The sequence below is a fragment of the Kocuria sabuli genome (assembly GCF_040981185.1).
Lineage (GTDB): Bacteria > Actinomycetota > Actinomycetes > Actinomycetales > Micrococcaceae > Kocuria > Kocuria sabuli.
Window position 1 is genome coordinate 127,023 of the sequence record NZ_JAVHZE010000007.1, and the last position, 17,489, is coordinate 144,511.

The 17,489-nt window shown below is 73.6% G+C and carries 15 protein-coding genes and 1 riboswitch; of the genes, 6 read left to right on the forward strand and 9 right to left on the reverse strand.

Annotated features, from left to right (window positions below; genetic code table 11):
• Positions 1-41: 41 nt before the first annotated feature.
• Complete coding sequence (locus tag RE027_RS09340) at positions 42-1,115, forward strand: threonine aldolase family protein (RefSeq protein ID WP_368807976.1); 1,074 nt, start codon at positions 42-44, stop codon at positions 1,113-1,115.
• Between the two features lie 168 nt (positions 1,116-1,283).
• Positions 1,284-1,871: a dihydrofolate reductase family protein gene (locus tag RE027_RS09345; RefSeq protein WP_368807977.1), complete on the forward strand. Its 588-nt coding sequence runs from the start codon at positions 1,284-1,286 to the stop codon at positions 1,869-1,871.
• Here RE027_RS09345 and RE027_RS09350 read toward each other — a convergent pair.
• The 5 genes from RE027_RS09350 to eat form a co-directional block, all read right to left on the reverse strand.
• Entirely contained in the window at positions 1,853-2,629 is a 777-nt protein-coding gene (locus RE027_RS09350) for a 3-oxoacyl-ACP reductase (RefSeq protein ID WP_368808012.1), read from the reverse strand. The genes RE027_RS09345 and RE027_RS09350 overlap by 19 nt on opposite strands.
• A gap of 68 nt (positions 2,630-2,697) precedes the next feature.
• Positions 2,698-4,059 (reverse strand): aldehyde dehydrogenase family protein, encoded by a 1,362-nt coding sequence (locus RE027_RS09355; RefSeq protein ID WP_368807978.1) that lies wholly within the window; start codon positions 4,057-4,059, stop codon positions 2,698-2,700.
• Positions 4,056-4,853, reverse strand: coding sequence for a gamma-glutamyl-gamma-aminobutyrate hydrolase family protein (locus tag RE027_RS09360; protein ID WP_368807979.1), 798 nt, complete (start codon positions 4,851-4,853; stop codon positions 4,056-4,058). The genes RE027_RS09355 and RE027_RS09360 overlap by 4 nt, the downstream gene beginning before the upstream one ends.
• The gene (locus RE027_RS09365; protein WP_368807981.1) at positions 4,834-6,216 is read right to left on the reverse strand and encodes a glutamine synthetase family protein; all 1,383 of its coding nucleotides are present in this window, start codon (positions 6,214-6,216) and stop codon (positions 4,834-4,836) included. The genes RE027_RS09360 and RE027_RS09365 overlap by 20 nt, the downstream gene beginning before the upstream one ends.
• A gap of 60 nt (positions 6,217-6,276) precedes the next feature.
• Positions 6,277-7,707: an ethanolamine permease gene (gene eat / locus RE027_RS09370; protein WP_368807982.1), complete on the reverse strand. Its 1,431-nt coding sequence runs from the start codon at positions 7,705-7,707 to the stop codon at positions 6,277-6,279.
• A gap of 203 nt (positions 7,708-7,910) precedes the next feature.
• Here eat and RE027_RS09375 point away from each other — a divergent pair, with 203 nt between their 5' ends.
• The 3 genes from RE027_RS09375 (at position 7,911) to RE027_RS09385 (ending at position 11,192) form a co-directional block, all read left to right on the forward strand.
• Positions 7,911-8,741, forward strand: coding sequence for a FadR/GntR family transcriptional regulator (locus tag RE027_RS09375; RefSeq protein ID WP_368807983.1), 831 nt, complete (start codon positions 7,911-7,913; stop codon positions 8,739-8,741).
• Between the two features lie 207 nt (positions 8,742-8,948).
• Positions 8,949-9,052: riboswitch (TPP riboswitch) on the forward strand.
• 47 nt (positions 9,053-9,099) lie between these two features.
• Positions 9,100-9,864, forward strand: a complete 765-nt coding sequence (locus tag RE027_RS09380; RefSeq protein WP_368807984.1) for a 3-oxoacyl-ACP reductase — start codon at positions 9,100-9,102, stop codon at positions 9,862-9,864.
• A gap of 11 nt (positions 9,865-9,875) precedes the next feature.
• On the forward strand, positions 9,876-11,192 hold the full coding sequence (locus tag RE027_RS09385) for an LLM class flavin-dependent oxidoreductase (RefSeq protein WP_368807985.1): 1,317 nt from the start codon (positions 9,876-9,878) through the stop codon (positions 11,190-11,192).
• Between the two features lie 15 nt (positions 11,193-11,207).
• Here the strand turns inward: RE027_RS09385 and RE027_RS09390 are convergent, their stop codons facing one another.
• The 4 genes from RE027_RS09390 to RE027_RS09400 all read right to left on the reverse strand — a co-directional run bounded on the left by RE027_RS09390 (position 11,208) and on the right by RE027_RS09400 (position 16,442).
• On the reverse strand, positions 11,208-11,942 hold the full coding sequence (locus RE027_RS09390) for a GAF and ANTAR domain-containing protein (RefSeq protein WP_368807986.1): 735 nt from the start codon (positions 11,940-11,942) through the stop codon (positions 11,208-11,210).
• A gap of 683 nt (positions 11,943-12,625) precedes the next feature.
• Entirely contained in the window at positions 12,626-12,730 is a 105-nt protein-coding gene (locus tag RE027_RS18285) for an MFS transporter small subunit (protein ID WP_438612428.1), read from the reverse strand.
• 1 nt (position 12,731) lies between these two features.
• On the reverse strand, positions 12,732-14,126 hold the full coding sequence (locus tag RE027_RS09395; protein WP_368807987.1) for an OFA family MFS transporter: 1,395 nt from the start codon (positions 14,124-14,126) through the stop codon (positions 12,732-12,734).
• 168 nt (positions 14,127-14,294) lie between these two features.
• Positions 14,295-16,442 carry a glycosyltransferase gene (locus RE027_RS09400; protein ID WP_368807988.1) on the reverse strand — a complete coding sequence of 716 codons (2,148 nt, stop codon included), beginning with the start codon at positions 16,440-16,442 and terminating at the stop codon, positions 14,295-14,297.
• 390 nt (positions 16,443-16,832) lie between these two features.
• Between RE027_RS09400 and RE027_RS09405 the strand changes: the two genes are divergently transcribed.
• A complete protein-coding gene (locus RE027_RS09405; protein ID WP_368807989.1) occupies positions 16,833-17,483 on the forward strand; it encodes a helix-turn-helix transcriptional regulator in 651 nt (216 codons plus the stop codon).
• Positions 17,484-17,489 lie beyond the last annotated feature (6 nt).

Genomic DNA, 17,489 nt, shown 5'->3' on the forward strand with positions numbered 1-17,489 from the left:
AACCGGCCCAGCACGTCGTCGCCCCACCGGAAAGGCCCACCGTGACCGAGACCCCTCTGACCCGCCTGCACGACCCCGCCCGCCAGGGCTTCGCCAGCGACAACCACGCCGGGGTCCACCCCGAGGTGCTCCAGGCGCTCGCGACCGCCAACGGAGGCCATGTCGGGGCCTACGGCGCGGACCCCTACACGGAGGCGCTCCAGGACGTGGTCCGCCACCACTTCGGCGAGCAGGCGGAGTGCTATCCGGTGTTCAACGGGACAGGAGCCAACGTCGTCGCGCTCTCGGCCATGACCGACCGGTGGGACGCGGTGATCTGCACGGCCACCGCCCACGCCCACGTCGACGAGTGCGGGGCGCCCGAGAAGGTCGCGGGCGTGAAGATGCTCGCGGTGCCCACGCCCGACGGCAAGCTGACCCCTGAGCTCGTGGACCGGGAGGCCCACGGCTTCGGCTTCGAGCACCACGCCCAGCCGCGCGTCGTCACGGTCACCCAGTCGACCGAGCTCGGCACGGTCTACGCCCCCGAGCAGCTGCGCGCGGTGTGCGAGCACGCGCACGGCCTGGGCCTCACCGTCCACCTCGACGGCGCCCGGCTGGCCAACGCGGCCGCGGCCCTCGACCTGCCGCTGCGGGCGCTGACCACCGACGTGGGCGTGGACGTGGTCTCCTGGGGCGGGACCAAGAACGGGCTGATGGGGGCCGAGGCCGTCGTCGTGCTCACCCCCGGGGCGGTGCGCCAGCCCCGGTTCGTGCGCAAGCTCTCGACCCAGCTGGCGTCGAAGATGCGCTTCGTCTCCGCCCAGCTGCTGGCGCTGCACACCGGGGACCTCTGGCTCACCGCGGCCCGCCGGGCCAACGCCATGGCGCAGCGGCTGGCCGCCGGTCTCGCCGCCGTGCCCGGGGTCACGGTGACGCAGCTGCCCGACGCCAACGCGGTGTTCGCGGTGCTCCCGCCGGGGGCCACCGCTCGGCTGCAGGAGCGCTGGCCGTTCTACGTGTGGGACCCGGCGCTCGGGGAGGTCCGCCTGATGTGCTCGTGGGACACCACGGAGCAGGACGTCGACGGGTTCGTGGCGGCCCTGCGGGAGCTGACGGTCGCCGCCGGCCACTGACCACGGGGTGCCCGTGGAGCCGCTGGAGGGCGGACGGCGGCCGGTCGTGGGCGGCGCGGCACCCTTGACCCTCTTCCCAGCCGGTGCGTACGGTGCACGCACTCTACTCGTCCACGGTGTCCGCCCGACGTCGGAGCACCGCCTGGGCACGGACGGAGGAGTCCCGGCATGCGCACACTGGTCATCACGCAGAACGTCACTCTCGACGGCGCCATCGAGATGCTCGACGACTGGTTCGATCCCTCCGGGGAGCCGGACCCGGAGTACCTGGCCCTGACCCACCGCCAGGACCGGGAGGCCGACGCCTGCCTCCTCGGCCGGCGGACCTTCGAGGACTTCCGCGGCTACTGGCCGCTGCAGAGCGACGACACCACGGGGATCACCGACTATCTCGACCGAGTGCAGAAGTACGTCGTGTCCTCGACCATGACGGACCCGCAGTGGCAGCACTCGACGGTCCTCACCGGCGACCCCGTCGAGCAGGTGCGGGCGCTGAAGGACCGCCCCGGCAAGGACATCGTCTGCACCGGCAGCATCACCCTGGCCCACGCCCTCGTCACCGCCGGGCTCGTCGACGAGTACCGGCTGTTCACCCACCCCGTCGTCCAGGGCCGCGGCCGGCGGCTGTTCCCGGACGGCCATGCCATCCCGGAGCTCCGGCTGCTCGACGCGCGATCGTTCGGGTCCGGGGTCACCTACGCCGCGTACCGGCCCGCCCGAGGCCGGGAGGGGCGCGGTCACACCGGCGTGACGTAGGCCCCGGAGATCCCGCCGTCCACCAGGAACGTGGCGGCGTTGACGAACGAGGCGTCGTCGCTGGCCAGGAACGCGACCGCCGCCGCGATCTCCTCCGGCTCCGCGAACCGCCCCGCCGGGACGTGCACGAGCCGGCGTTGGGCCTGCTCCGGGTCCGCGGCGAACAGCTCCCGGAGCAGCGGCGTGTTGACCGGCCCGGGGCACAGCGCGTTGACACGGATGCCCTCCCGGGCGAACTGCACGCCCAGCTCCCGGCTCATCGAGAGCACGCCGCCCTTGGAGGCGCTGTAGGAGATCTGGGAGGTGGCCGCGCCCATCACGGCCACGAAGGACGCGGTGTTGATGATCGACCCCCGGCCCTGCTCCCGCATGTAGGGCAGCGCGTGCTTGCAGCAGTGGAACACGCTCGTGAGGTTGACGTCCTGCACCCGCCGCCACGCGTCGAGGCCGGTGTCGAGGATCGAGCCGTCGTCGGTCGGGTTGATCCCGGCGTTGTTGAAGGCGATGTCCACGGACCCGTAGGCCTCGTGCGTCGTCGCGTAGAGCGCGACCACGTCCGCCTCGACGGCCACGTCGGTGCGCACGAACAGTCCGCCGACCTCCGCCGCGGCCGCCTCCCCGGCCGCGGGGTTCAGGTCCGCGACGACGACGTGCGCGCCCTCCGCGGCCAGCCGGCGGGCCGCGGCGAGACCGATGCCGCTGGCGCCTCCGGTGATGACGGCGCTGCGGCCGACCAGGCGGCGGGCGTTGACCTCCATGGGGTTCTCCTTCGGGGTGGTGGGGGCGGGACGGGAGGAGCTGCGCGGGGCCCGGGACGGGTCCGCCGTCACGGTGTGCTGGCGAGGAAGACGTTCTTGGTCTCGGTGAACGCCTGGGGTGCGTCCGGGCCGAGCTCCCGTCCGAAGCCGGACTGCTTGAACCCGCCGAAGGGGGTCCAGTAGCGCACCGACGCGTGCGAGTTGACCGAGAGGTTGCCGGCATCGACGGCGCGGGAGACCCGCAGGGCGCGTCCGACGTCGCGGGTCCAGACGGAGCCGGACAGCCCGTACTCCGTGTCGTTGGCGATCCGCACCGCGTCCGCCTCGTCCTCGAAGGGCACCACCGCGAGCACGGGGCCGAAGACCTCCTCCCGGAACACCCGGGAGTCGGGCGACGGGGTGAGCACGGTCGGCGGGAACCACCACCCGGGCCCGTCCGGGGCGGTCCCCCGGAAGGCGACCGGTGCGTCGTCGTCGAGGAAGGAGGCCACCGAGTCCCGGTGCGCGGCGGAGACGAGCGGGCCCATCCGCGTGTCCTCCCGCCACGGGTCGCCGCAGGTGAAGTCCCGCACGGCGGGCTCGAGCAGCTCCAGGAAGCGGTCCAGCACGGAGCGCTGGACGAGCACGCGGGAGCGCGCGCAGCAGTCCTGGCCCGCGTTGTCGAGGGCGCCGGCGGGGGCGGTCGCGGCGGCCTGCTCGAGGTCGGCGTCGGCGAACACGATGTTGGAGTTCTTCCCGCCCAGCTCCAGGGTCACGCGCTTGATCTGCTGCGCGCACCCGGCCATGATCCTGCGGCCCACCTCCGTGGAGCCCGTGAAGACGACCTTGCGCACGGCGGGGTGGGTCACGAAGCGCTCCCCCACCACCGAGCCCCTGCCCGGCAGCACCGTCAGGACGCCCTCGGGCAGGCCGGCCTCGAGGGCGAGCTCCCCGAGCCGGACGGCGGTCAGCGGAGTGAGCTCCGCCGGTTTGAGCACCACCGTGTTGCCCGCGGCGAGCGCCGGGGCGAAGCCCCACGCGGCGATCGGCATGGGGAAGTTCCAGGGCACGATCACGCCCACCACGCCCAGCGGTTCGTGGAAGGTGATGTTGACCCCGCCGGGCACCGGGATCTGGCGCCCCGAGAGCCGTTCCGGGGCGCCGGCGTAGTAGGCCAGCACGTCGCGGACGTTGCCGGCCTCCCACCGGGCGTTGCCGATGGTGTGCCCCGCGTTGCGCACCTCGAGCCGGGCGAGGTGCTCGAGGTCGGCGTCGACCGCGTCGGCGAAGCGGCGCAGCAGCCGGGCGCGGTCGGCCGGGTCCACGGTCCGCCACGTGCCGAAGGCCCGGCGCGCCCGTTCGACGGCCGCGTCCGTCTCCTCGAGGGAGGTCAACCCGACGGTGCCGACGACCTCCTCGGTGGCGGGGTCGATGATCTGCGTGCTCGTCATGGGGTGAAGGTGTCCTCTCGATGCGGGGCGTCGGCGGAGCCCGCGGACCGGTCCCGCTCGCGTGCGTGCTCGTGCGCCACCCGGACGAAGCCCTCGAACAGGCGGGGGTCCTTCCGGTTCTCCTCGGGGTGGAACTGGACGCCCAGGGTCCAGCCCCCGGCCGTGGTCTCGACGGCCTCGACCGTCCCGTCCTCGGCGCGGGCGGTGACGACGAGCCTCTCCGCCACCTCGTCCAGGGCCTGGTGGTGGTAGCACGGGGACTCCGCCGTCTCGCCCAGCAGCGCCCGGCAGCGGCTGCCGGGCGCGGTGCGGAACGCGACCCGCCCGTACCGGCCGGGCCCGGGCTGGTAGCGCGCGGCGTTCTCGTTGACGTCGGGCAGGTGCTGGACGAGCGTGCCGCCCAGGGCCACGTTGAGGATCTGGGCGCCGCGGCAGATGGCGAACAGCGGCAGCCCGCGCTCGAGCGCCGCCCGGGTCAGGGCGAGGTCGTGCTCGTCCCGGGACGGCTGCGAGGAGGTCAGCTCGTGCCGCTCGGCGCCGTAGAACCGCGGGTCGACGTCGACGCCACCGATCACGATCAGCCCGTCCACGAGCTCCAGCACCCCCGCGTCCGTGCCGACCGGGGGCAGCAGCAGGGGGGTGCCCCCGGCGGCGGCGACGGCCTCCACGTAGGCGCCCGGGACGATCGCGGCCACGGAGTTCCACACGCCCCACGACCCCTCCTGGTAGTAGGTGGTCAGGGCGATCCGGGGGCGGCGTCCCTCGGGGGCGGGCTCAGAGGCGCTCGAAGCCACGGCGCAGCTCCCAGTCGGTGACGGCGGACTCGAAGGCCGTCAGCTCCACGTCGGCGTAGTGCACGTAGTGCTCGACGACGTCCGCCCCGAACAGGTCGCGGGCGAGCGTCGAGCCGGCCAGCAGGTCCCGGGCCTCCCGCATGGTCGAGGGCACCACGGGGGCGTCCGACTCGTAGGCGTTGCCCTCGGTCATCGGCTCCAGCTCAACCTCCTGCTCGATCCCGTGCAGCCCCGAGGCCAGCATCGCGGCGAGCGCCAGGTAGGGGTTGACGTCCCCGCCGGGGAGCCGGTTCTCCATCCGGGCGGACTGACCGCTGCCCACCAGGCGCACGGCGCACGAGCGGTTGTCCACGCCCCAGGCCACCGAGGTGGGGGCGAAGCTGCCCTCCACGAAGCGCTTGTAGGAGTTGATGGTGGGAGCGTAGAACAGCGTGAACTCCCGCATGGTCCGCAGCACCCCGGCGATGAAGTGCTCGTACGTCCGGGACCGGGCGTCCCGTTCACGGTCCCAGAAGACCAGCTCGCCGTCGGGACCGCGCAGGGACATGTGGATGTGGCAGGAGCTGCCCTCGCGCTCGTTGGGCTTGGCCATGAACGTGATCGATTTCCCCTGCAGGTGGGCGATCTGCTTCGAGGCCAGCTTGTAGACCACGTGGTTGTCCGCCGTGACCATGCCCTCGTCGTAGCGGAACGCGATCTCGTGCTGACCCAGGTTGCACTCGCCCTTCGCGGACTCCACGGTCAGCCCGGCCGCGTACATCGCGTTGCGGATCTCCCGCAGCAGCGGCTCGACCCGCTGGGAGCCCAGCACGGAGTAGTCCACGTTGTACTGGTTGGCCGGGACCAGGTTGCGGTAGCCGGCGGTCCAGGCGTCCTCGTAGCTCGTGTTGTAGACGCAGAACTCCAGCTCGGTGCCGGTGACCATCCGGAAGCCCATGTCCCGGGCGCGGTCGAGCTGGCGGCGCAGCATGGCCCGCGGGGACATGGGGATCGGCTGCCCGTCGTGGCCGGTGAGGTCGCACTGGATCATGACCTGCCCGGGGTTGTGCGGCATCAGCCGGATGGTGTCCAGGTCCATGGCGAACTCCATGTCCCCGTAGCCGGAGGACCAGCTGCTGATCGAGTAGCCGCCCACGGTGTTCATCTCCGTGTCCACGGCCAGCAGGTAGTTGCAGCCCTCGGCGCCTTCGCCGAGCACGGAGTCCAGGAAGAACTGCGCGTGGTTGAGCTTGCCCTGCAGCCGGCCCTGCATGTCGGTGAAGGCGAGCACCACGGTGTCCACCAGCCCGTCGGCGACGTGCCGGCGCAGCTGCTCGACGGTGAGCATCCTGGCGTTGCGCGGGTGCTGGGGGGTCTCGCTCATGGGTCCGTTCCTTCGTCGCTGGAGTGGTGGGACGGGGCGCCGGAGGGCTGCGCCCGGCGGTCAGTGCAGGTCGGCCTCGGCGGTGCGGATCTGCGCGAACTCCTCCTCGGGGGCGTGGCCCACGAGGCGGTGCCGGCTGTAGAACCAGTAGTAGGCGAGGAAGACGACGAACACGAGGGCGGTGATCGACGCGGCGACCACGTCGACCAGGAAGGTCGCGACCACCGCCACGAGGGCCAGCACCAGGGCGATCCCGGTGGTGACCACGCCGCCCGGGGTGCGGTAGCCGCGCGGGAGGTCGGGCTCGCGGACCCGCAGCACGATGTGCGAGAGGTTGAGCAGCACGTAGGAGACCGTGGCGCCGAAGACCGCGATGTTGATGAGCAGCCCGCCATCGCCCGTGACCGCCGCGAGGACGAAGCCGATGGTGCCGGGCACCACGAGCGCGACCCACGGCGTCCTGCGCTTCCCGGTCAGCGAGAGCCAGCGGGGCAGGTAGCCCGCGCGGGACAGGGCGAACAGCTGCCGGGAGTAGGCGAACATGATGGAGAAGAAGCTCGCGACCAGTCCGGCGAGGCCGGCGTAGTTCACGATGTCCGCCATCACGCTGTCGTCGCCGGCCACGGTCCGGATGGCCTCCGGCAGCGGGTTGTCGGAAGTGCTCATCGCCTCCGCGCCCGCCGCCCCGGGGACGAGGACGAGCATGAACGCCCCGGAGACCAGCAGGAAGGCCATGGCCACGATGATCCCGCGCGGCATGTCCCGCTTCGGGTCGGCCGTCTCCTCGGCGGCCAGCGGCACGCCCTCGATCGCCAGGAAGAACCAGATGCCGTAGACCAGGGCGGCCATCGCCCCGGCCCAGCCCATGGGCAGGAAGCGGCTCGCGCCCACCGCGTCGTTCGGGACGATGTCGAAGAGGTTCGCGGCGTCGAAGTGCGGCACGAGTGCGACGACGGTCACCCCCAGTGCGAAGACCGCGATCACGGTGATGCCGAACATCAGCTTCAGGGCCTCGCCCACCCCGTACATGTGGATGCCCATGAACACGAGGTAGGCAACCAGGTAGACCGGCCACGAGTTGGTGATCCCGAACAGGCCCAGGGCCTCGATGTAGCCGCCGATGAAGGTGGCGATCGCGGCCGGGGCCACGGCGTACTCGATGAGCACGGCCATGCCGGTGGCGAAGCCGCCGAGGGGTCCGAGGGCGCGGCGGGCGAAGCCGTAGCCGGCGCCCGCCGTGGGCAGCGTGGAGGAGAGCTCCGCGAGGCCGAACACCATGCAGGTGTACATCAGGCCCATGAGCACGAAGGCGATGAGCAGTCCGCCCCACCCGCCCTCGGAGAGCCCGATGTTCCAGCCGGAGAAGTCCCCGGAGATGACGTAGGCGATGCCCAGGCCCGCCAGCAGGACCCAGCCGGCCGCCCCGGACCGGAGCTGACGGTGCTGGAAGTACTCGTCGGTGTCGTGCGGCCGTGCTGGGGAGTCGGGCATGGGACGATCCCTCCGGGTTCCGCAAAGGTCTGAAAACAGACGTATGAGGTCAGTGCTGACAGTCTGTGGTCTCCCCTGAGGACCGTCAAGACCCTGCATCCGCGCGGGTCGGAGTTCGCGACGGCTGTGCCCGCGGACCACTGGCGGCCCGATGCGGCCGTGGCACGATGGGCGCAGGACCCAGCGCAAGGAGGAGCGCCACCGTGAGCGACCCCGTCCCGCACCCCCTCATCCGGCCCGTCCGGCAGGGCAACGCCTTCGAGGAGGCCGTCGAGCGGATCCTGGACTCGATCCGCCTCGGCCTGTTCCGCAGGGGCGAGCGGCTCCCGCCCGAGCGGGAGACGGCGGCCCTGCTGGGCATCTCCCGTTCCACGTTGCGCGAGGCCCTGCACGAGCTCCAGGACGCGGGCGTCCTGGAGGTGGTGCGCGGCCGGTACGGCGGGACCTTCGTGACCGGCCGGACCGCCCACCCGGACGAGGACCTGCCCCGGGTGGACCCCGCGGAGGTCGAGGACGTGATCGTGTTCCGCGCCGTGGTGGAGCCCGCCGCGGCCGAGCTGGCCGCGGCGGCCGCCCTGAGCGCGGCCGCCCGCGCCCACCTGCGGGCATGCCTGCGGCAGGTCGAGGAGAGCTCCCCGGAGGACTACCGCCCCGCCGACGCCCGCTTCCACATCGCCGTGGCCGAGCTCGGCGGCTGCCCCAGCCTGGTCCGCGCGGTCGCGGAGGTCCGCTCCCGGGCCAGCGACCTGCTGGACCGCATCCCGGTGCTGCCGGTCAACCTCGAGCACTCCGACCGCCAGCACCGGGAGATCGCCGACGCGATCCTCGGCGGGAACGCGCCCGGTGCCCGGGCCGCGGCCCTGGCCCACCTGGAGGGCACGGCGGCCTTGCTGCGCGGCTTCCTGGGCCACGGCGCCGAGCACGGGACCGCGAAGGAGGCCGGGAACGGAGCCGAGGACGGGACGGGCGAGCAGACCGGCGAGCAGACCCGCAACGGCCTCCCGGGCCGGGAGCGGCCCCCCGGTGGCCGCTGAACCGCACAGCCCCGGCCGGGATGCCGAGGGCTCCCGGCGCCTCGGCCCCCGGCAGCGGGCGTCGCGGCGCCGGGACTCCCGGTCTGAGTGCCCGCGGCGCCGGTCCGGCGCCGGCGGCGGGCGGTCATGGTGGTGCGGTCGGCGCAGCGCCGGCCCTGATCCCGCGCGCTGGACGGAGGGCAGCGAGGGCGCGGGTCTATACTCGGCCGCAGTGACACGGGGTGCCGGCCCCACGCGAGGAGCCTGCTGAGACGACACCCGTCGAACCTGATCCAGTTCGTACTGGCGAAGGGATGTCCTGACGGGCCCGGCCGTGACCGCCCCGCACCTCCTCTCGCCCTGACCCTCAGGGAGACCCATGCAGATCGCAGAACAGACCGTGCTCGTGACCGGCGGCGGCCGGGGCCTCGGCCGCAGCGTCGTCGAGGCCTTCGCCGCCCAGGGCGCGAAGGTCGTGGTCAACTACCGCGCGTCCCGGACGGCCGCGGAGGAGCTCGCGGAGCAGTACGGCCCGGAGCGGGCCGTGGCCCTGGCCGCCGACGTCACCGACGCGCAGCAGGTCGCGGACCTGCTCCGCGCCGCCCGCGAGCACTTCGGCTCCCCCGTCACCACCGTGGTCAACAACGCGCTGGCGGACTTCTCCTTCAACGGCGACGCCCGCTCCGGGGCCGAGGACATCGGCTGGGAGGAGTTCGAGGCGCAGTTCGCCGGCAGCGTCCGAGGCTCCCTCAACACCGTCCAGCAGGCCCTGCCCGCCATGCGGGAGCAGGGCTTCGGCCGGGTGGTCAACATCGGCACCAACCTGTTCCAGAACCCGGTGGTCCCGTACCACGACTACACGGCGGCGAAGGCCGCGCTGCTGTCCCTGACCCGCACCCTCGCCAAGGACCTCGGCGCGCACAACGTCACGGTCAACATGGTCTCCGGGGGCCTGCTGCGCACGACCGACGCGAGCGCCGCCACCCCGGAGGAGGTCTTCGACTACATCGCCTCGGCCACGCCCCTGGGCCGGGTCACCACCCCGGCCGAGTTCGCCGACGCCCTCCTGTTCTTCGCGTCCCCCTGGGCGCGCTCGGTCACCGGGCAGAACCTGGTGGTCGACGGCGGACTGGTCCTCGACTGAGCGCGGCCGCCGTGACCTCGCCGCGACAGCTGCACCTCAACGCCTTCCTCTTCGGGGCCGGCCACCACCAGGCGGCCTGGCGCCGCCCGGAGTCCCCCCTGGAGCAGCTGGGGGACATCGCCTACTGGGAGCGCCTCGCCCGCACCGCCGAGCGCGGCCTCTTCGACGCGGTGTTCTTCGCCGACGGGCACAGCGCCGGGGACGTCGGGTCCGGGCCCCGGTGGTTCCTCGAGCCGCTCACGGCCCTGTCCGCCATGGCGCGGGCCACGGAGCGGATCGGACTGGTCAGCACCGTCTCGACCACCTTCTGGACGCCGTTCCACGCCGCCCGGATGCTCGCCTCGCTCGACCACATCAGCGGCGGCCGGGCGGGGTGGAACGTGGTGACCTCGATGTTCGACGCCGAGGCGCGCAACCACGGCCTGCCGGGGATGCCGCCGCACGACGAGCGCTACGCCCGGGCCGAGGAGTTCGTGGACGTCACGCTGCGGCTGTGGGACTCCTGGGCCGACGACGCCCTGGTCCGGGACCGGGACGGCCTGCACGCCGACCCGGAGCGGGTGCACCCGGTCGGCCACGCCGGGGAGCACTTCCGCGTGGACGGGCCGCTGACCGTGCCCCGCTCGCCCCAGGGCCGCCCGGTCCTGTTCCAGGCCGGCGCCTCCGGGCCCGGCCGCGACCTGGCCGCGCGCTGCGCGGAGGGCATCTACGCCGTGGCCTACGACCTGCCCAGCGCCCAGGAGTACACCGCGGACCTGAAGCGGCGGGTCGCCGCGGCGGGCCGGGACCCGGGGAGCGTGGCGGTGATGCCCGGGCTCGTGGCCTACGTGGGATCCACGGAGCGGGAGGCCCTCGCCCAGCAGGCGGCGGTGGACGCCCTGCTGCCGACGGAGCAGTCCCTGGCCCAGCTGAGCACCTTCGTCCAGCAGGACTGCAGCGGCTGGGAGCTGGACGCCCCGGTCCCCGGCCTGCCGCCGCTGGAGGGCTTCACCGGCCCGAAGGGCCGCTACGCCACGATCCTGCGGATCGTGGCGGTCGAACGGCCCACGGTCCGGCAGCTGCTCGGGCGGCTCGCCGCCGGCGGCGGGCACTGCACCGTGGTCGGCACCCCGGAGGCGGTGGCGGACCGGATCGAGCACTGGTTCCGCTCGGGGGCCGCCGACGGGTTCAACCTCATGCCGCCCACGCTGCCGCACGCCCTCGACGACTTCGTGGACCACGTGGTCCCCGTCCTCCAACGCCGCGGCCTGTTCCGCACCGGGTACACCGAATCCACGCTGCGCGGGCACCTGCGGCTGCCGCGCCCCGCCGTCGGCGCTCCGGCCTGAGCCGGGGCGGAGCGCTCAGCCGTCGAAGTGGGTGCTGGCCGGTCCCTTGCCGACCGTGGTGACCAGCTCGGTGGCCAGGTCCCGCAGCTTGACGTTGCGGTGGCTGGAGGCGGCCCGGAGGATCTCGAAGGCCTTCTCCTGGCTGCAGCGGTTCTGGGCCATGACGATGCCCACGGCCAGGTCGATGGTCGTCCGCGACGCCATGGCCGCGGCCAGGTCCTCCGCGGTGTCGCGGTGCTGGGCCAGGCGCACGGCCAGGCGCAGCGTCGCGGAGACCGTCTGGACGTGCCGTTGGACGACCTCCACGGTGGCCTCGTCAAACGCCCCCGGACGCCCGGCGTAGACGTCCAGGCCCGCGGACGCCTCCTCGCCCAGTTCGAGGGGGACGCCGAGGGCGGAGAGGATGCCGTTGGCGGCGGCGGCCTGACCGTAGGCGGGCCAGCGGGGGTCGGTGCGGGTGTCGACGACGTGGACGACCCGGTGGTCCCGGGCGGCGGTGAGGCAGGGGCCGTCGCCGTAGTGGTACTGGATCTCGTCGAGGGCCTCGGCGCGGGGGCTGGAGGCGGCCACGGTGGTGGAGCGCTTCGGTCGCAGCAGGGTCACCGCGCACCAGACCGCGTCACCCTCCGTGGAGAGGGCCTGGGCCACCGTGGCGGTGAACTCGTCGAGGAAACCGGTGATGTCCTCGCTCTCGAGCAGCACCTCCTGCAGCTGCGTCACCGGTACCCCGCTCGGGTCGTGCTCGGCCATCGTGTTCCCCTTCGTCGGTCAGGTGGTGCGTCGGTGGTCCGCCCTCGGGCGCCGGGTGCCCTGGGGGCATTGTGCCAGGGTGCCGGTCCGCGCGGCGTGCTCGGGCTGGTCGTCGGGGAACCTGGTGCGTCCCGACTCCCGGGATCGGGCTCCCGGGTGCGTCCCGACTCCCGGGATCGGGCTCCCGGGAGCAGACGAGCGGGCGGATCTCGGCGGCGTAGGGTGCCCGGGGCGGGGCGAGGTCGGCGAGGATCCCGTCGGCGGCCCGGGCCGGCAGGTCCCGCTGCAGCCGCGGCAGGACCAGGGAGTGGTGCAGGTAGGCGTCGACCTCGGACTCGCCCACCTCGCCGCCGATGCCGAAGCAGTACGGCCACAGCCCCCGCGGTGGATCCCGTCACCGCGTGCTCTGCTCAGCAGGGCGGAGCGGGCGGCCTCGGGGCCGGGACCGTCCCGCGCCATGGGCACCCCCGTGGCCAGGGCGACGGTCTCCCGGGACCGCAGCGTCTGCCGCAGCGAGGCGCTGCGCCGCACCGGCGCCTGCACGGGCTGGGCGGCGTCCAGCAGGGTGGCCGCGACGTCGGCCGGCAGACCCAGCGGCCGCACCTCGGCTTCCCGGAACCCTGGGGCTCCGCCGGAGGACCGCGCGGGAGGGCGCCGGAGCGCTCGGGACCGGCCGGTGCGGCTCAGCCGAACAGGCTGGCCGCCTTCAGGAGGGTCTGGGTGATCCCGTAAGCGAGCGGGACCCCGACGAGGACCCAGCCGAGGGCCAGTCGCAGACGGACGATCATGTCATGCCTCCTTCGCGAGGACCGTGGTGCCGGACGGGGCGGTGTCGGGCTCGTGGTGGCGGGCGTCCACGGGCTTCACCAGGAGGTTGGCCACGAAGCCCACCACCAGCAGGACGACCATGGTCAGCAGCGCGGGCTGGTACGCCTGCGCGGTGAGCTCGCCCGGGGTGCCCTGGGCGTCGAGGAACGTGTTGACGATGAGCGGACCGGCGATGCCGGCGGCGGACCAGGCCGTGAGCAGCCTGCCGTGGATGGCCCCGACCTGGAAGGTTCCGAAGAGGTCCCGCAGGTAGGCCGGCACCGTGGCGAAGCCGCCGCCGTAGAACGAGATGATGACGAAGGCCAGCAGCACGAACAGCAGCGTGGAGCTCGACCCGAACAGGGCCAGCACTGTGTAGAGGACCGCCCCGACACCGAGGTAGACCATGTAGATGCGCTTGCGCCCCAGGACGTCCGAGGTGGTCGACCACACGAAGCGCCCGCCCATGTTCCCGATGGACAGCAGCCCCACGAAGCCGCCGGCCACCCCTGCGGTCACGAGGGAGGCTCCGTCCGCCTGGCGGAAGAAGTCCTGGATCATGGGCGCGGCCTGCTCGAGGATGCCGATGCCGGCCGTGACGTTGCAGAACAGGACGATCCACACGAGCCAGAACTGCCTGGTGCGGATCGCGTTGTTCGCGGAGACGTGGTTCTGGGTGACGAGCGCCTTCGTCGCGACCTTCGAGGGGTCGAAGCCCTCGGGCTTCCAGCCCGCGGCGGGGACCTTGATGGTGAACGCCCCGAAGAGCATGTAGGCGAGGTAGACGACGGCGAGGGTCAGGAACAGCTTGCCCACGGCGTCCCCGCTGGCCACCCAGCCCGGGGAGCCGGAGTCCGGGTCGTAGAGGTTGAGCAGGGCCGCCGAGAGGGGGCTGGCGATCAGCGCGCCGCCGCCGAAGCCCATGATCGCCATGCCCGTGGCGAGGCCCGGGCGGTCGGGGAACCACTTGATCAGCGTGGAGACGGGCGAGATGTAGCCGATGCCCAGGCCGATGCCGCCGATGACGCCGTAGCCGAGGTACACAAGCCACAGCTGCTCGGTGAAGATCCCCGCCGCGCCCACCAGGAACCCGCCCGACCACAGCAGGGCGGCGGTGAACATGGCCCTGCGCGGCCCGCCGGTGTCCACCCAGGTGCCGAAGACGGCGGCGGACAGGCCCAGCATGACGATCGCGATGGAGAAGATGATGCCGATCTGGGTCAGGCTCGCGTCGAAGTGCTCCACCAGCGCGGTCTTGTACACGCTCGTGGCGTAGGCCTGGCCGATGCACAGGTGCACCGCCAGGGCGGCCGGCGGGATCAGCCAGCGGTTGAATCCCGGGGGTGCCACCGTGTGCTCTCGGTCCAGCCAGCTCATGCCTCGACTCCTCTTCTGCCGCGGACGTGCCGGAACGGCGTGACTCCCGGGCGGGACGGCGGCGCTCCGGTCCCGGCGCACCGCCTCCGGCGTACCAGGGTGAAGCATGTCACATCAACGTCTCGGATGGGAAGCACCCTGTCGGTCCACCCGCCGGGGCGGGCCCGCTCACCGCCCCCGCACGGCACGCCACACGCGTCTCCAGAACGCGGTGAACCCCCGTTCCGCGACCGCCCGTTCCAGCTGCTCGATCCGGGCCGACTGCTCGCGGACCAGCTCGAGCAGCTCACGGGCGACGGCCTCCGAGCCGTCCAGGCGCGCGTGCAGGCCCTCCGCCTGCTCGCGGATCTCCCGGCTCAGGTACAGCGGCAGGCCGACGCCGTTCTCGCCGGTCCACTGCTTGAGGTGGCGCTCCCGCACGAGCAGCTCGTCCCGGCCGCGGAGTGCCGGGCCGGCCCCGGACCCCTCGTTCCCCCGGGCGCGGACGGGGTGCGGGTGCCCGCGGACCAGGCCCACGGTGAACGTCTCGAGGAACCGGAGGGCGAACTCCCAGCCCGCCGCGGCGGCCAGGGACTCGTCGTAGTCGCCGAGCACCCCGTGCACCGCCCGCCGGTACACGAAGGATCCGGGCGCCGCACGCTCGCCGCCCAGCGCCCCGGTGAGGGTGGGCGCCGCCGGACCGGCCGGCGCGGGCTCTCCGGCCTGCGCGTGGACCACCACGCCGTCGTCGGTGGTGAGCGGGTCCTCGAGACGGACCACGGCGCGCTGCAGGAACGTGGGGGTCCACGGCTCGTGGTCGTCACGGAGCACGACGAGCTCCGAGTCCGTCGCCCGCAGGCCCCGGTTGGCCGCCGCAGCGGGTCCGAGGCCGCGCCGGTGGTGCAGGACCGTCGCGCGTCCCGCCAGCTCGTCCTGCCGCTCGGCGAGGAGCCGGTCCACCACGGCGGGGTCCCCGCCGTCGTCGACGACGACCAGCCGCCAGTCCGTGAAGGTCTGTGCCAGGACGTCGTCGAGGGCGCGGGACAGCGCCGCGGGACGGCCGCGGGTCCGGAGCACGACGGCGACGGTGGGGCGGGCGGGCGGCGCCGCAGGGGTCGTGTACCGGCGGCGGAGGGAGCGCACCACAGGGGCGCCGACCCCGCGCGGCGCCACGGCCGTCGACGACAGGCGCTGCGGTTCCCCGCCCCGCAGCGCCACCACGACGCCGTCCCACCAGCGGTCGCCCGCCGCGTGCAGGGCCGGCACCGCCTCGGCCAGGGCCGAGCGGACCGCCGCCCGCTGCTCGACGGTCTCCGTGGCCCACTGCTGCACGGCCGCCCGGGTGTCCCACGCGGTGGCGCCGGGAGTGAGCAGCGCGGCCAGGGGCACGACGTTCTCGGTCAGCCCCCAACGGCGCAGCACCGCCTCCATACGCTCAGCGGCATATTTCTCCGTGCCGACGGACAGGACGTCAGCGCCTGCAGCGAGGCCGAGCGCGACCGCCCGCGGACAGGTGGTGACCAGGTGGTCGGCCGCGAGCACCAGTGCGTCCGCCGCCGGGTCCGGCGCCAGGACGTGCGGGCGGGTGCCCTCCGGCAGGCCCGCGGCGACGGCCTCGGCGAACTCCACGTCCGCGCGGGCACCGCCGCACGGCAGGACGGCGACCGTGCCCGCCGTCCGGTGCACCAGGGCGGCGAGCAGGGCGGTGAGCACGGGTGCCGCCTCGTCCGTACCGAACGGTCCCGTGAGGTGCCCGAGCGCCGCGACGATCCGGGGCGGCGCGACCTCCGGCGCGGGACCCGCCGCCGTGTCCGGGGTGGGGAGGACAAGGATGTCGTCCGCCCCGAGATGCAGTCCGGGGTGGTCCGGGCAGAGCCGGAGGGCCAGTGCCCGGGAGGCCTCGTCGCGCAGCCCCACGAGCGAGGCGGTGCCGAGCAGCTCGCGCAGGACCTCGGCCGGGGCGTTCCGGGCGTCGAGGGCCAGGCCGCTGATCACGACCGGCCGGCCGTGCCGGGCCGCGGTCCGTGCCGCGCCGAGCCAGTCGGCGAGCAGCTCCGGACCGGCGGGGCCGTCCGGTCCGGCACCGCTCAGCAGGAGTCCCTCCGCCTCGGGCGCCGGCTGTTCCGCCTCGTCCGGCATCACCTGTGCCGTGGCGCCCGGCGGATCCTGCCCGGCGGGCTCGGCCCCGCACACGAGGCCCCCCGGCGCCTCGCCGCGGTCCACGAGCACCCCCTCGACCCCGCGGCGGGCGAGCTCCTGGAGCAGGCCGCGCAGCTCGACCTGCTCACCGAGGTGCGGCACGCGGCCGGCGGAACTTCTCAGGACGTCGATGCGCATGACGGGGCGGGCCTCTCTTCCGGGGGTTCCTGCGGGGCCATTCTCCCAGGCGGGTCCCGGCGCGGACCGGCGTCCGGCGGGGAGGGCCGGGGCCGCAGTGTCCCTCGTACGGTGTACGAAGTTGCAGGTCCGTACGACGTCCGTCTTGTCCGGACACGAACCCGTCCGCCACTGTTGAAGGACACAGAGCACCGTCTCCGCCGGCAGCGATCACCCGGAGGACCGTTGCCCGGACCGTCCCCGTCGACCTCCCGTACATGCCGAACCCGGCATATCTGCGGCCGGCCGGCACCGGACCCCGGGACACCGTCCTCCCGCCGCCGGGCCGGACCGAACCGGCCCCGGAGAACCCGCCCAGCTCATCGCGGGAGAAGTCGAGGAGTCCCCAGCATGTTGAACGCCGCCGTCGTCAGCCCCCAGCCCATGACCCGCATCGCGATGCAGCGCGAGTCCCTCGAGCACCCCGAGCACGGGGTGCGGATCGGCACCGTGGCAGGGAGCGTCCCGGAGTTCCTCGCCCAGAACGCGACCGAGGCGGCCGTGGTGCTGCTGAGCCTGAACACCCAGGACGGGCGCACCCTGGTGCAGAACATCACCGACCTCACCGCGCACGAGCACACCGTGGTGGTGCTCGCACCGCCGGGCGATCTCGTCCGCGTCCGTTCCGCCTTCTCCTGCGGAGCGGCCGGGGCCGTGGGCAAGTGCGAGCCGATCAAGAGCGTGTTCCGGACCATGCGCCTGGCCAAGCAGCTGGGCCACTTCGTGAGCGACAAGCTGCAGGACGCCCTGACCGAGCTGCCCAGCAGGGCGCCGGCGAAGCTCTCCGCCCGGGAGCGGGAGGTGCTCGCGCTCTACGTGGACGGCCTCCAGGAGCAGGAGGTGGCCGCCCGGCTGCAGATCGCGGAGTCCACGGTCGAGGAGCACCTCAAGCGCATCCGGCGCAAGTACGCCCTGGTGGAGCGGCCGGCGCGCACCAAGCTGGAGCTCTACAAGCGCGCCATCGAGGACGGGTTCATCCCGCCCGTGCTGCCCTTCGCCTGAGCCGGG

Coding starts and splice junctions, on each gene's coding strand:
- RE027_RS09345 (WP_368807977.1), top strand. CDS start 1,284: ATGCGCACACTGGTCATCACGCAGAACGTCACTCTCGACGGCGCCATC.
- RE027_RS09350 (WP_368808012.1), bottom strand. CDS start 2,629: ATGGAGGTCAACGCCCGCCGCCTGGTCGGCCGCAGCGCCGTCATCACC.
- RE027_RS09355 (WP_368807978.1), bottom strand. CDS start 4,059: ATGACGAGCACGCAGATCATCGACCCCGCCACCGAGGAGGTCGTCGGC.
- RE027_RS09365 (WP_368807981.1), bottom strand. CDS start 6,216: ATGAGCGAGACCCCCCAGCACCCGCGCAACGCCAGGATGCTCACCGTC.
- eat (WP_368807982.1), bottom strand. CDS start 7,707: ATGCCCGACTCCCCAGCACGGCCGCACGACACCGACGAGTACTTCCAG.
- RE027_RS09380 (WP_368807984.1), top strand. CDS start 9,100: ATGCAGATCGCAGAACAGACCGTGCTCGTGACCGGCGGCGGCCGGGGC.
- RE027_RS09390 (WP_368807986.1), bottom strand. CDS start 11,942: ATGGCCGAGCACGACCCGAGCGGGGTACCGGTGACGCAGCTGCAGGAG.
- RE027_RS18285 (WP_438612428.1), bottom strand. CDS start 12,730: ATGATCGTCCGTCTGCGACTGGCCCTCGGCTGGGTCCTCGTCGGGGTC.
- RE027_RS09395 (WP_368807987.1), bottom strand. CDS start 14,126: ATGAGCTGGCTGGACCGAGAGCACACGGTGGCACCCCCGGGATTCAAC.
- RE027_RS09400 (WP_368807988.1), bottom strand. CDS start 16,442: ATGCGCATCGACGTCCTGAGAAGTTCCGCCGGCCGCGTGCCGCACCTC.
- RE027_RS09405 (WP_368807989.1), top strand. CDS start 16,833: ATGTTGAACGCCGCCGTCGTCAGCCCCCAGCCCATGACCCGCATCGCG.